The sequence below is a fragment of the Variovorax sp. WS11 genome, assembly GCF_010499245.1.
Classification (GTDB): domain Bacteria; phylum Pseudomonadota; class Gammaproteobacteria; order Burkholderiales; family Burkholderiaceae_C; genus Variovorax.
Map to the genome: position 1 here is coordinate 1,901,631 of NZ_JAAGOW010000001.1, position 12,114 is coordinate 1,913,744.

A 12,114-nucleotide genomic window follows, 5' to 3' on the forward strand; every position below is an offset into this window, starting at 1 on the left:
GCGCTTGTCGCTGAACTCAGTCGTCGACGCAGGCGTCCTCTTGCGGCACCAGGCACTGCGGCAGATCCGCGCCCACCGCCGCGCCGCGCGTGCGGATCGTGGAGGTGGTGGCCGCCGCCACCGCCAGGCCGCGCGGCAACAGGATCCAGAGCTGCCCGCGCTCCTTCATGCGCCGCGCCTGGGTCGCGGCCTGCTGGCCGTTGCCGAAGAAGTAGTCGGCGCGCACCGCGCCGCGGATGGCGCCGCCGGTGTCCTGCGCGATGGTGAGGCGCTGCATCGGCGCGCCGCTGTCGGGCGTGCGCGTCGAGACGAACACCGGGTAGCCCAGCGGCGTGGCGCGCGGGTCGACCGCGATCGAGCGGCCGGCCTGCAAGGGCACGCCGAAGGCGCCCACCGGGCCGCCGGAGGCGCCGATGGCTTCCTTGAAGAAGACGTAGCTCGGGTCCTTGATGCCGGAGCCGAGCACCGGGCTGGTGGCACGCCGGCCCGGCACCACCACCGCGCCGCTGGCCGCGGGCAGGGCCAGCGTGAAGCCGCGGGTGCGGATCACCGCGCCGTCGGTGACCTCGTCGTCGCCGTCGTCCAGCTCGAGCTCCACGCCGAGGCCGCGCGTCTTCACCCGGCTGAGCGCCTTGCCCGAGGACGACTGCGCGATCGTGGGCCGGAAGGGCTGGCCGTTCTGCTCGGCATAAGCGACGCGGACGACCTCGCCGCTGGGCAGGCGGATGCGGCCCGAGCCCTGGATCTGCATCTCGTAGAGCGCGGTGGCGCTGCTCACGAAGGCGAGCACGCGGGCGTTGGGCGCGCCCTTGGTCTCGATCTCCTCGCGCGTGTAGTAAGGCAGGAGGCGCTTGCCCTCGATGCGCAGGCGGACCTTGCGATCCAGCGTGTCGCGCGTGATGCCCGAGAGGTCGAGCGCGTAGAGGCCCGGCGCGCCCATGTCGCGCGTCGAGAGGCCCTGCTGCACCACCACGCTGCGCCCCTCCACGCGCGCGGCCACGGTGCCGCTGCCGGGCGGCAGCTTGCGCGCGTCGGCGAACAGCATGTCTTCGGGCTGGCCGTAGACCGGGTAGATGTAGGGCGGCGCGTAGTTGCGGCTGCCGGCGATCTCGGGCTCGAAGTAGCCGGTGACCACGCCGTCGGGCCGGCGGTCGTCGTCGCGGATCTGGTAGGCCGAGAACTCGCGCTCGAAGAAGCCGCGGATGGCCGGGTTGCTCTTCGCGTCCACCGTGGCGGCGCGTTGGCAGATCTGGCGCCACTCGGCGCCGCGGCCGGTCAGCACCTTGCAGCTGCCGAGGAAGGCCGGCCAGCTCTCGGCGAAGTCGTCGCGGCCCCAGCCGGGCACCGTGTCGAAGCCGACCGCCGTGTAGGTGGCGAGCTGGGTGGAGAAGGTGCGGGCCTGGCCGGCCACGCTGGCGCCGCCGGGCGCGGCGGGGGGCCGCGCGCTCGAGGGCGACGAGGCAGACTCGGTGGCGGCCGGTGCCGGAGCAGGCGCGGGCGCAGCGACCACGGGGGCCGCCGGCGCGGCGCCCGGGCCGGTGCCGGGGCCCGGCATGGCGCCGCAGGCCGCCAGCAGGGCCGCGCCGATGGCGGCACCGCCCCAGCGTGCGGGCGCGCTGCGCAGCGTCGAAAGAGAGAGGGCGAGGGCTGCTTGTGTCATGGAGGACTCCTGATCCGAAGGCAACGGGCGCAAGGGCCCACGGCCTGAAGACGATTACTTCTCGGTGATCTTGAAGAAGGCCGTGCCATAGGCGTCCTTGCAAGGCGTGTTGGGGGCGCACACGGGCTTGCCCAGCAGCGGCGGCGGGCCGCTGCCGCGTGCGGATTCGAGGGCCGCCAGCACCGGCAGCGGGAACTGCGGGAACACGCCCTCGCTCTGCATGCCGGAGCCGCCGAAGTCGCGCTCGTGCTCGCTGACCAGCACCGCGAACTGGTTGACGCCGGCCGGCCCGCCCGCGTCCATCGGCCAGGAGGCGCGCGGCAGCGTGAGGCTCTGGCCGGCGGCGATCTTGTTGTACTTGTCCAGCAGGTTGGGGAAGAGCAGGAACATCTCGCCGCCGCTGGACAGCAGGTAGACGTAGACGAAGCCCTCGCGCTTGCTGCGCAGCTCGAAGCCCAGCTTGTCCTTGCCGATCGCGACTTCGCTCTTGCGCGGGCTCGCCGCCACCTCGAAGCCCGGCGCGGCGCCCTCGGCCAGCGACTGCAGCGACTCGGCCGGCGTGCGCCCTGGCGGGGGGCGGCGGTGGTGGGGGCGGCGGTGCGGGCGCCTGCGCGACTTCGGCCGGCGGCGCCGGCGCGGTGCTCACCGGGCCTGCCGTCATCGGCACCGCTGCCGGCGCGGCCTTGCCACCACCACCATCCGCCGGCCGCGGCCAGCACAGCCACCGCGGCCACGCCTGCCAGGGCCGCGCCCTTGCCCTTGGCAGATGCCGCGGGTGCGGGTGCGTGCGGCGGCGGGAGCGAACCGCGTGTCGAGGCGCGCGAGGGCGCGGCCGGGGGCCGGATCACCGTCACCCCGCCATCCAGCGCCAGCGCCTCGCGCAGCGCGGCCATGGACTGCGGGCGCGACTCGGGCCGCACGCCCAGGCCGGCGTCGATGGCCGCGAGCAGCGCGGGGCTGTAGCGCTGGCGCAGCGCCTCGTTGCCCGAGAGCGGCACGTAGCTGTCGGACAAGAGCCGCGCCACCGACGGCGGCGGCGCGCGGCCGCTCACCGCCACGTGCATCACGGCCGCGAGCGCGTAGACGTCGGTCCAGGCGCCCTGCGCCATGTCGGGCATCTCGGCGTATTGCTCGATCGGCGCGTAGCCGGGCTTGAGGATGACGGTGATGGCCTGCGTCTTGTCGGTGATCACCCGCCGCGCGGCGCCGAAGTCCAGCACCACCGGCCGGCCCGAGCCCTCGAGCAGGATGATGTTGTCGGGCGCGATGTCGCGGTGGTAGCAGTGGGCCGCGTGCATCACCGACAGCGCCTGCGTCACGCCGTCCATGATGTGCAGCAGCCAGCCCTCGGCGGCGCCGCCCGGCAGCGCGTGCAGCGCCTGGCGCAGGGTGTCGCCGCGGTAGAAGGGCATCACCATGTAGGTGGTGCCGCGCTCCTGCCAGAAGCGGTAGACCTTGAGCAGCGAGGGATGGTCGAACTGGGCCAGCAGCCGCGCCTCGTTGATGAAGCTGCGCATGCCCAGGTCGAAGGTCTCGCGGTGCCGCTCCGACAGCGGGGTGACGGTGCCGTCGCCCTGGCGGGTGGACAGCGAGCTGGGCAGGTACTCCTTGATCGCGACCACGCGCTCCAGCGTCGGGTCCCAGGCCTCGTAGACCACGCCGAAGCCGCCCTGGCCGACGATGCGCGTGACCTCGAACTCGGCGAGCCGGCTGCCGATGGGGAGCAGGCCGGCCTGCTCGTTGCTGATCGATGTCGTGCGCGAGGCGGCCGCCAGGGTCGGCGTCTGGCTGGGCGGCACGGTGGGGCCGCCGCCGGTGATGATGGTCGCGCCCTCGTCCGGCGTGGGCGCGGCGGACGGGCGGCCGGTGATGACCTGCGTCGGGTCGTCGTCGCCGGGCGGCACGGGTCGCGAGGAGGGGTTTTGCTCGCTCATGGCCCCGCCTCCTGGCGCACACCCGGCTCGGTGCCGAAGCCGAACAGCGACTCGAACTGCTCGTCCTGGGGCAAGCCATGGCTGGTCATGCCGAGACCGCGCTCGGCGCCGGGATCGGTGAACCACAGCGAGTGGCCGACCTCCGGCAGTGCCAGCGGCGGGTGCTCGCCGGTGTCTTCCTCGGCCGCGTCGCCGGCGAACAGCTCCTGGAGCCGCGCATCGAAACGCTCCGCATCGAGGTCATGCTCCAGCCCCTCGAGCGCGGCCTGGGCGGCCAGGGTCCACCAGCGCCGCGTGCGCGCCAACACCTCGCCCTGCAGCTCGGTGCGCGAAGAGACCAGCTCAGCCGTCAGAGTCAATGGGAAGTAGCGCCCGACACCGTCGACCGAAGGCATCAGGACGCCGAGCCAGCTGCGCCCGTCGATCACGCCTTCGCTCAGCACGAAGCACCACAGCGGCGCCCTGAGGTAGCGCTCGGTCCAGTCGCTGCGCCGCGCGCGCAGCTTGGCCAGGCCGTTCTGCAGCCAGCGGTCCCAAGGTTCGCGGAACAGCTCCGGCATGCGGCGCTGGGCGAAGTCGCCCATGCCGGGCAGCTTGCCGAACCAGCCCGGGGCGGTGGTCGAGCCGTCATCCTCAGTCACAAGCCCTCCGGGCAAGCGAACTCGCGCAGTTCACGCAGGCGAATCGGATGCTGCACGCTGTTGGTCGTGACCTCGAAGCGGGTCTTGCGCGCGCCGATCTGGAAGGTGATGAAGAACTTCTCAGGCGCGTCGCCGGCTTCGAGCTGGCCCTCGTCGAGCACGCGGAACAGGGCCCAGGGCCCGTCGACCGCCGTGCCCGAGGGCCCGCTGGCCGAGGGCGGGCTGACCTGCACCCGCACCTGGTTGGTGCCTTTGGGGCCGGGCCACTGCACGGCCATCGGCACCACCGGGCCGTGCGCGTACTTCACCAGCTGGCCGTCGACGTCGAGGATGAACTGGGTGATGCCCGCATCCATCTCCACCGGCCTGAAGTCCAGCCGCATGGCGGGCGTGCGGCCGGCGGCGCGGAAGAAGATCTCCTTGATGCGCGCGGCGCGCTCGAACTGCGCGATGGCCTGTGCCGTGATCGCGCCCTGCTCGGCCACCGGCTTGTAGCGCCAGGGCCGGGTGCTGGTGTCGACCAGCGCGGCCAGGCGCTTCTGGAAGAACTCGTCCATCAGGCCGCCGGGGCCGAACATCTGGCCAAAGTCCTCGGGCAGCACGTCGCGCTTGCTGCTGTTGACGAAGGGATAGCGCCCGGCGATCGCGCTCTTGCAGAACTCGGTGACCGGACGCAGGTCCAGGCTCAGGCTGCCGCGCTCGGCCACGCGGGCCTGGGTGGCGCCGGACTGGCTGAGGTTCTCGACCATCGAGCGCACCGGCTCGGGCAGGCGGCCGGCATCGGACTTGAGCTTGCCCGCGACGTCGCCGGGGGGCGGCGAGCTGCGGTTCTTGACCGCGGTGTCGACCGCCGTCAGATACACGTAGACCTCGTTGAAGAGCTTGAGCGTGTCGTCGATGGGCGCCGGGCCGCCCGGCGTGGGCGAGCTGACCAGGCGGCGCAGGTCGGCGAAACGGTCGTCGACGATGCTCTCGATGCGCTTGCCCGCGGCCACCTGCTTGTTGGGGTCGCCGCCGAACAGCTCCTCCAGGCCCTTGCGGGTGTTGCGCACCGTCTCGCTGGCCTTGGTGACCACGTCCTTGCCCTGCTGCTCGGCCGGCGTCAGCGTGGTCTCCTTGACCACCGCGCGCAGGAAGCTCGCGAGCGGCGAGCCCACGCCCGAGAGGATGCGCGCGTTCTCGATGTTCTTCTCGAGGCCGGTGGCGCGCACCAGGCGCACGTCGGCCAGCAGGGCCTCCCACACCTTCGCGTATTCCTCGAGGTAGAGCCGGCGCACGCGGTCGGTCAGCGCGCCCAGGGCGGCGGCGTCGCGCAGCCGGTCGGCCGCGCCGCGCTCCTGGCCCAGCACCCACGGGTCCTCGGTGGCCAGCAGGCCGGTGACCACGGTCACCTCGTTCTGGAAGCGCTTATGGTAGCCGTCGTAGGTGAACATGCCGGGCACGCCATCGGCGAGCGGCTTGCCGCTGGCGCGCTCGAAGACCAGCGGGCCGGCCGGGCCCGCGGCCGCGGCGACGCTGAAGGGCGGGATGTCCTTGCCCAGGCGCTGGCGCTTCAGGCGGCTGAAGACGCGCTGCTCCAGCGGGTAGCTGGCGAGCACGGCGCGCACGTTGCGCACCAGCGCCTCGTCCATCTTGAGCGGCGAGCGCGGCGGGCCCTGGGCGATGAGCACGTCGAGCTGGTCCTCGAGCAGCTTGCGCTGGTCCTCGGGGATGCCGCGGTCGAGGTTGCGCGCCCAGTCGAGGGTGATCCAGGCCTTCAGGGCTTCGGGGTCGAAGCGGTCGGGCTGGTGCAGCATCAGGTAGGTCTTGAGCGCCTCGTAGGTGAACTCGAGGTTGTCCTTCTGCGCGGTGCGCAGCTGGTCCTCGATGCGCTTGGCCAGCTGCGGCAGGAAGACCTCGTTGAGCGCGCGCTGATGCGACAGCATGGCGGCGGCGTCCAGCTTGTTGCCCTGGTAGAGGCCGAGCGTCATCGACAGGGGCTCGTCGCCCTCGCGGTTCTCGGGCACCTTCCAGATGTTGCGCAGGCCCTGCAGCACCGGCGCCACCTCGACCAGGTTCTGCACCCGCGCCGGCAGCGCGGCGAGCTGCTGGCGCGCGGGCGCGATGCGCGCATCGACGGCCTTCAGGTACTCGAGGTTGCGCCAGCCGCTCCAGCCCCAGCCAGCCAGCAGGGCGAGCGTGACCAGCGTCATCGCCGCCAGCGCGGCGACGCGCAGCCCATGGCGGCGGCGCTCCAGCTTGACGTCGGCGCCGGCCAGGCGCTGCTCTGGGAAGACCACGTCGCGCAGCAGCGAGGTGAGGAAGTAGCTGCGCCCGCTGCTCTTCTGCGGCGGCAGGATCGCGCGCTCCAGCCCGAAGCTGCGCGAGAGCGCGCCCATCACGCGGTCGATCGGGCTGCCCTCCTGCGTGCCGCTGGTGAAGTAGACGCCGCGCACCCAGGGCGGCTGGGTGAAGCGCGAGCCGGTGAAGACCTGCTCCAGCAGGTCCGCGAGCAGCGGCTCGATGGAGCCGAACTGGGCCGGGAAGCCGAAGATCGCGGCGCGCCGGGTGCCGTCGGTCTCGCGCTGCATGCGCTGGATCAGCGCGTCGTTGACGCGCCCGTGCAGCAGGCCGAACTCGCGATGGAAGGCGGCGGTGAGGCCCTTCTCGTCGACCACCGCGCCCTCCTCGGCCGGGAGCGTGAAGCCGAAGACCTGCGCGCGCTGCTCCTTGCCGAGGTCCGCGAAATACTCGCCGAAGCCGTAGAGCAGGTCGCTCTTGGTGACCAGCACATAGACCGGCAGCCGGGTGGCGAGCTTGGCGTCGAGCTCCAGCAGGCGCGCGCGGATCGAGGCCGCGAGCGTGCTGCGCTGCTCGGCGTTGTGCGACAGCAAATCCTGCACGCTGACGGTGAGGAACACGCCGTTGAGCGGGCGCCGCGGGCGCACCTTCTTGAGCAGGCCGAGGAAGCTCTCCCACGCGCCCTTGTCCTCGGTCTGGTGGCTGTCCTGGGTGGTGTAGCGGCCGGCGGTGTCGATGAGCACCGCGTCGTCGGTGAACCACCAGTCGCAGTTGCGCGTGCCGCCGATGCCGCGGATGGCGCCGGGGCCGAACTTCTCGGCCAGCGGGAAGGAGAGGCCCGAGTTGACCAGCGCGGTGGTCTTGCCCGCGCCCGGCGCGCCGATGAAGACGTACCAGGGCAGGTCGTAGAGATAGCTGCCGCCCGAGAGCGAAAGCCAGTCGCGCCAGCCCGGCTTGCGGCCGGCGGCGTGCAGGCGCATCTTCTTGAGGGTGGCGACGGCATCGGTGAAGCGTGCGTCCAGCACCTTGCGCTCGCCGCCGTCCTCGCCTGCGGCAGCCGGCGCGGCGGGCGCCCTCATCAGCCCGTCGGTGAGGTGCTGGCTCGCCTTGCGCACGCGCCAGCGGCGCCAGGCGGCGCGCAGCAGCACCAGCAGCACGATCGCGCCGATCAGCACCGCGCGCGAGAGCTCGCTGTCCAGCGGGACCAGCTCGCCGATGCGCACCAGCGGGCCGATCCACCAGATCAGCAGCGCGACGACGATGAGCGCCAGCAGCGTCAGCAGCACGGGATGGAACAGCCATCCGAAGAGCTTCTTGATCATCGCTTGACCTCCGACAGCTCGGCGGCGACGCGCTCGGGCGGGCTCAGCAGCACGATCTCCACCCGCCGGTTGCGCGCGCGGTTGGCCGGCGTGTCGTTGGCGGCGACGGGCTCGGCATCGGCCTTGCCGTCGGAACGCATGCGGGCCGGGTCGACCAGGGTGGAGAGCGCACCCTTCACCGCGTCGGCGCGCGCGGCCGAGAGATGCCAGTTGGAGGGATAGCGCATGGAGCGGATCGGCTGGTTGTCGGAATGGCCGGTGATCAGCACCTCGCCCTTGACCTCGGCCAGCGCCTGGCCGATGCGGTTGAGCACCGGCAGCGACTGCGCCATCGGGTCGGCGCTGCCGGAGCCGAAGAAGCTGTCGCCGCGCAGCCGTACGGTGCTGCGGTCGGCCTCGTCGGTGACGGTGACCAGGCCCTGCTTGATCTCCGCTTCTAGGAACTTGGCAAGCCGCGGCGACTTCGACAGGATGGCCGGCGGCGCGATCTGCACGTTGGGCACGCGCAGGCTGGAGACGGCCGAATAGGTGGCGTCGGAGCGCTGGTTGAGCGTGAGCCTGAAGCCGAACCAGGCCAGCGCCAACAGCAGCGCGAAGCCGGCCGCGAACACCCACATCGGCAGCGACTCGCGCAGCCGCACCGTGCCGGCGCCCTGCCCGCGCCAGTGCGGCGAGAGCTCGGCCTCGACCGGCGGGCGCTCCTTGGCGATCAGCTCGGCCAGGCGCTGGCGCACGCTGTCGAGCTGGGCGCGGCCGTTCTCCAGCACGCGGTAGCGGCCCTCGAAGCCCAGCGCCAGCACGCTGTAGATCAGCTCCAGCAACTGGCGATGCGTGGGCACGTCCTGCGCGAGGCGCGCCAGCAGCTGGAACACCTTCTCGCCGCCCCAGGTCTCGTTGTGGAACTGCACCAGCAGGCTCTGCTTGTTCCAGCCGCCCTGCACGCCCCAGGGCGTGTTGGCCACGGCTTCGTCCAGCGCGGTACACAGCACGTAGCGCGCGGCCAGCACCGACTCGTTGGCGGCGCCTGTGCGGCGCGCGGCGGCATCGAACTGGTTCACCGCATCGGCGGTCGATGCGCGCAGCGCCGGCACGTTGGGCGCATGGACCATGTTGCGCAGCTGGCCCACCAGCACCAGCAGCTTGCCGGCGGCCGAGACCAGCGGATTGAGCAGGCCCAGATCGGCGACCTCGGCCGGCAGCGGCTCGGCGCCACCGCCGCCCATGGGTGCGGGCGGCGGCATCGGGGCTGCGCCGCCCGGCCCGCGCGGCTTGGGCTTGATGACCGTGCGCTCCGACTCGAAGGCAGCGAAGGGGTCAGGTGTCGTCATGGTGCTGCACCTTGTGTCTTGCTAACAGCGCACGAAGGCTTGCGCAGTCATGATCGAATCGCCCAGAAGGCGAGATCCAGTCCGGGGAAGTCGCCCGCGATGTGCATCGCCATGCCGCCCGACTGCTCGAGCTGGCGCCACAGGTCGCTGTTGCGCGTCTCGAGCTCGAAGTAGTTGGCGCCGCTGTGGAAAGGGATCTGCCGCGGCGCCACCGGCAGCGGCATCAGCGTGACGCCCGGCAACGCCAGGTTGACCAGGTCGCGGATGCGCTCCACCGGGCCGATCTTGACCTGCGTGGGAAAGCGCGCGCGCAGCGCCTCGCCGGGCATCTGCGCGTTGACCGCGAGCACGAAGGTGGCGTTGCGCTGCAGCTCCACGTCGGGGATCAGCGCCACGCGCACGCCGTGCTTGCGGTCGTGCAGGTCGATGCGGATGGCCGACTGCTCCAGCACCATCGAAAGGCTGCGTCGCAGGTCGTCCATCAGCGGCTTGAAGCTCATCGCCAGGTCGTCGTGGACGTAGGGTGCGAAGCGGGCCACGCGGCGCGCATCGCGAAAGCTCGCGAGGTCGCCGGCCAGCGCCAGCGCCAGCTCGAAGAAACGCTGCGGGTGCAGCATCGCGCTCTTGGCGAGATGCGCGAACACCGCCTCGTTGCGGTTGACGGTCTGCAGCAGCAGGAAGTCGGCGATCTCGGCCACGCCGCCGGTGCCGCCCTGCGTCATGCGCCCGGCCAGCGCTTCGCCGCGCTGGCGCAAGAGGCCCAGCAGCTCGTCGAGCCAGCCGCGGATCACGGCATGGCCGGCCACGTCGAGCAGCGGCGGCAGCAGCACGCGGTCGAGCTGCACCTGGTTGTCGGTGCGGCGCTCGACCACGCGGGCGACGTTGAGCGTGGTCCAGGCGTCGGTGGCGTCGCCGGCGCGCAGCAGGCGGGCATTGAGCGCGCCCAGCTGCAGCGTGGCGGTGCGCTCGCCGGCGGTGTTGGAGTCGGGCACCTCGGTTTCGAGCACGCGGTGGCGCACCAGGTCCTCGAAGGCCTCGGCATCGGCCTCGCGTGCGCCCGCGCGGCGCAGCGGCAGGGCCAGCACCACCGCCTCGTCGCGCATCGCATTGGGAATGTCGATGGGCTCGGGCAGGGGGTCGACCGCCGGCATGTCGAACACCGTGCCGTCGCCGAACACGCCCACCGCGCGCACCAGCGCCAGCTTGCCGAGCGTGAGCGCGGCGGCGTCGATCTCCAGCTCGGCAAAGCCCCAGGCATAGGGCGTGGTGGTCCGCAACAGCAGGTGCCGCGCATGGTCGGCATGGCGCTCGCTTTGCTGCAGATGCTGGGGCTGCAGCAGCATCCCCTCGCTCCAAACCACTTTAGTTCGCCAACTCATCCGCGCTCCGTCGATGGCGGGGGGGCCCCGCCGGAAAGGAAACATCTAGTTTCCGGCGCGGGGGAGGCGAGGCAAATCTGGCTAATGGCCTAGGGGCGGGCGATGGTCTAGTGCGAAGGGGCTATTGGAGGGCTTGCAGGCCGCATCGGCGGTTACATTGCGCGGTCACGAACAAGGAAGACGAATGCGGGCAGCAATCTGGCGTGTGCTGGTGGCGGGGGGCTGGATGCTTTGCGCGAGCGCCACGGCGGCGGCGCAGACGGCGTGGCCGCCATCCATCGCGGTCTTCGAACCCGCGCTGTCCGAAAGCCCGGTGCCCGCGGTGCTGCCGGCCGACGTGGCCGTGCGGTCGCCCGATCCCGCGCTGGCGCCGGACAAGGCCCGCTTCAGCGGGCTGTGGCAGGGCTGGGCCTGCCCGCGTGCGCAGTGCGACGTGCGCATCGCGGTCGAGCAAGTCGGCGAACGCGAGGCGACAGTGGTCTATGCGGGCGCCAATGCCTGGCAGGGCTTGATCACGGACCGTGCCGTGGGCGAATTCGAAGGCGGCGAGCTGCGGCTGCGCCTGCGTACCGGCGCCAAGCTGTTGCTGCGCCTGCGCGAGGGCAGCGGCGACATGGAGATATCGCTGTGGCGGCCCGACACCCAGCTGCTGTCTTTTGGCGTGCTGACGCAGAAGCCGTTGAATCCGACGTACACCCGCCGCGTCGAGCGCGTGCCCACGCCCTGGACCGAGGACGGCCGGCCGCAGACGCTGGAGATGGTGGTCTACCAGCCGCTCGGGCCGGGCCCCTACCCGACGCTGGTCTTCAACCACGGCTCCACCGGTACGGGCGACAAGCCCGAATGGTTCCTGCTCACGTGGACCGCGCCCGAGGTGGCGCGCTACTTCGTGGACAAGGGCTGGCAGGTGCTGTTTCCGCAGCGGCGCGGGCGCGGCCAGTCCGACGGGCTGTACGACGAGGGCTTCGAGCGTGACCGCTCGCGCTATGCCTGCCGGCCAGAACTCGCGATTCCCGGCCTGGACCGCGCGGTGGCGGATCTCGATGTCGTCATGGCGCATGTGCGGTCCCGCGCCGACGTGAACCCGCAACGTCTGCTGATCGGCGGCGTGTCGCGCGGCGGCATTCTCTCCGTCGCCTATGCCGGCGCGCACCCGGACTGGTTCCGGGGCGTGGTGAACTTCGTGGGCGGCTGGGTGGGTGACCGATGCTCGCAGGCCGATGCGGTCAACCCGGTGATCTTCAGGCGCGGAGCTGCCTTTGCGCAGCCCACGCTGTGGCTCTACGGCGACAAGGACCCGTTCTACGCGCTGCGCCACAGCCGCAGGAACTTCGATGCCTTCATCGAGGCGGGCGGGCGCGGCGCCTTCGAAAGCTACGCCCCGCCGCCGGGGCTGGATGGGCACTCGATCTATCTGGACCGGTCGCTGTGGGCGCCGGCGATGGAACGCTACCTCGCGCAAATTGCAGCGCCGTGACGAGCCGCCGCCGGCTGTCAGGCCTGTCGCGCGGCCCGCCACCAGCTTGAGACCCAGCAGCACCATCACCCCGCCGGCTGCCCGGTCGCGGGA

The 12,114-nt window shown here is 71.9% G+C and carries 7 protein-coding genes and 1 pseudogene; 1 reads left to right on the plus strand and 7 read right to left on the minus strand.

Annotation, left to right across the window (positions count from 1 at the left end; translation table 11 throughout):
• Positions 1-16: 16 nt before the first annotated feature.
• The 7 genes and pseudogenes from GXN78_RS09525 to tssK form a co-directional block, all read right to left on the minus strand.
• Complete coding sequence (locus GXN78_RS09525; RefSeq protein WP_106557019.1) at positions 17-1,660, minus strand: MltA domain-containing protein; 1,644 nt, start codon at positions 1,658-1,660, stop codon at positions 17-19.
• 54 nt (positions 1,661-1,714) lie between these two features.
• Positions 1,715-2,167: a DUF4384 domain-containing protein gene (locus GXN78_RS41135; protein ID WP_239142811.1), complete on the minus strand. Its 453-nt coding sequence runs from the start codon at positions 2,165-2,167 to the stop codon at positions 1,715-1,717.
• 452 nt (positions 2,168-2,619) lie between these two features.
• A pseudogene (locus GXN78_RS41140) lies at positions 2,620-3,594 on the minus strand (serine/threonine-protein kinase); the annotation flags it as partial.
• Positions 3,591-4,235: a type VI secretion system-associated protein TagF gene (gene tagF, locus GXN78_RS09535; RefSeq protein ID WP_239142653.1), complete on the minus strand. Its 645-nt coding sequence runs from the start codon at positions 4,233-4,235 to the stop codon at positions 3,591-3,593. The pseudogene GXN78_RS41140 and the gene tagF, both read right to left, overlap by 4 nt.
• Complete coding sequence (tssM, locus tag GXN78_RS09540) at positions 4,232-7,837, minus strand: type VI secretion system membrane subunit TssM (protein ID WP_106557017.1); 3,606 nt, start codon at positions 7,835-7,837, stop codon at positions 4,232-4,234. The genes tagF and tssM overlap by 4 nt, the downstream gene beginning before the upstream one ends.
• Positions 7,834-9,165, minus strand: coding sequence for a DotU family type VI secretion system protein (locus GXN78_RS09545; protein ID WP_106557016.1), 1,332 nt, complete (start codon positions 9,163-9,165; stop codon positions 7,834-7,836). The genes tssM and GXN78_RS09545 overlap by 4 nt, the downstream gene beginning before the upstream one ends.
• A 47-nt stretch (positions 9,166-9,212) precedes the next feature.
• Complete coding sequence (gene tssK, locus GXN78_RS09550) at positions 9,213-10,544, minus strand: type VI secretion system baseplate subunit TssK (protein WP_106557015.1); 1,332 nt, start codon at positions 10,542-10,544, stop codon at positions 9,213-9,215.
• A 184-nt stretch (positions 10,545-10,728) separates the two neighbouring features.
• Here tssK and GXN78_RS09555 point away from each other — a divergent pair, with 184 nt between their 5' ends.
• Positions 10,729-12,021 carry an alpha/beta fold hydrolase gene (locus GXN78_RS09555; protein ID WP_204162211.1) on the plus strand — a complete coding sequence of 431 codons (1,293 nt, stop codon included), beginning with the start codon at positions 10,729-10,731 and terminating at the stop codon, positions 12,019-12,021.
• Positions 12,022-12,114: the final 93 nt, after the last annotated feature.

Coding starts and splice junctions, on each gene's coding strand:
- tssK (WP_106557015.1), bottom strand. CDS start 10,544: ATGAGTTGGCGAACTAAAGTGGTTTGGAGCGAGGGGATGCTGCTGCAG.
- GXN78_RS09525 (WP_106557019.1), bottom strand. CDS start 1,660: ATGACACAAGCAGCCCTCGCCCTCTCTCTTTCGACGCTGCGCAGCGCG.
- GXN78_RS09555 (WP_204162211.1), top strand. CDS start 10,729: ATGCGGGCAGCAATCTGGCGTGTGCTGGTGGCGGGGGGCTGGATGCTT.
- GXN78_RS09545 (WP_106557016.1), bottom strand. CDS start 9,165: ATGACGACACCTGACCCCTTCGCTGCCTTCGAGTCGGAGCGCACGGTC.
- tssM (WP_106557017.1), bottom strand. CDS start 7,837: ATGATCAAGAAGCTCTTCGGATGGCTGTTCCATCCCGTGCTGCTGACG.